Consider the following 1165-nt stretch of genomic DNA (forward strand, 5'->3'; position numbering starts at 1 on the left):
TGGACCTGTCACGCTTTAGTGCCGCCCCAAGTGCTCGTTTAGGCCACTTTCCGTTCGAATGCGACCGGGCTTTTCCAGCCCAGTGCTGAGTGCCGGCGCCGTGGATTGTAAAAGCCATTGATGTACTGGAATATGGCGGCTTCTGCCTCGCGGCGTGTTTGCCACGGTCTTCGCCAGATCAGCTCTGCTTTGATGGTTTTGAAGAAGGTCTCGACTGCGGAATTGTCGTAACAATTGCCTTTGCCGCTCATCGATACCTTGAACCCGTGCTGGCGCAGTATCTTCTGGTAGTCATGTGAGCAGTATTGCGACCCGCGGTCCGTATGATGGATGCAACCTTTCGGCGGTTGCCGCAGTGCGACCGCCATCTTCAACGCCCGGATCGCCAGGTCCCGCTTCATACGATTACTCACGGCCCAGCCAATGACACGCCGAGAGTGCAGATCAAGGATGACAGCCAAGTATAGCCAACCCTCACGCGTCCAAACGTAGCTGATGTCGCCCGCCCATTTCTGGTTTGGCAGCTCTGCGCGAAAGTCCCGGTTCAGGAGATTGGGCGCGATGTTGAAGGCGTGGTTGCTGTCGGTGGTCACTTTGTATTTCTTTGATCTTTCGACCCGTATGCCGTTCTCACGCATCAATCGACCGACACGACGATGACCGACGTTCACGCCAAGCTCTTTGAGCTCTTCGGTCATTCTTGGTCGTCCATAACTGCCCAGACTGAGCCGGGACTGTTCTTTGATGTGCGCCAGGACCACCATGTCGCCCCGTTGCCTTTGGCTGGCCGGACGACTCCGATAAGCGCGTAGGCCGCGTTCGCTGACATCCAGCACGGCGCACATCCGATTGGCGCAAAACGCATCGCGGTGTTCTTCAATGAACCTAAACCTCATGGCTTTTGGCCCGCGAAGAACTGCGTTGCCTTTTTTAAGATCTCCCTCTCCTCCTTGAGAATGCGGTTCTCGCGTCGAAGCCGTTCATTCTCTCGGGCCAGGTCCAAGTCTTTGTCGGATACTACCTCGGTGTCGCGATGCGCTGTAATCCATTTGTTCAGGGTCGAAAGGCCAACACCCAAATCAGAGGCCACTTGCTTCCTGCTCAGCCCGCTCGTCAGCGCGATCCGCACCGCATCAGCACGGAATTCGTCCGTTCGTTTCAGTCC

General features: G+C 56.4%; 1 protein-coding gene. It reads right to left on the reverse strand.

Features of this window, described 5'->3' with window-relative positions:
• Nucleotides 1-38: 38 nt before the first annotated feature.
• Nucleotides 39-1165, reverse strand: a protein-coding gene (locus A8B82_RS21030) for an IS3 family transposase (RefSeq protein ID WP_443069354.1) whose coding sequence is annotated in 2 segments (ribosomal slippage) — nucleotides 39-925 and nucleotides 925-1165 — 1128 coding nt annotated over the 2 segments. Because the reading frame shifts where the segments join, the coding sequence is not laid out codon by codon here. This gene is flagged as partial in the annotation.

Source organism: Sulfitobacter sp. EhC04, from assembly GCF_001650875.1.
Lineage (GTDB): Bacteria > Pseudomonadota > Alphaproteobacteria > Rhodobacterales > Rhodobacteraceae > Sulfitobacter.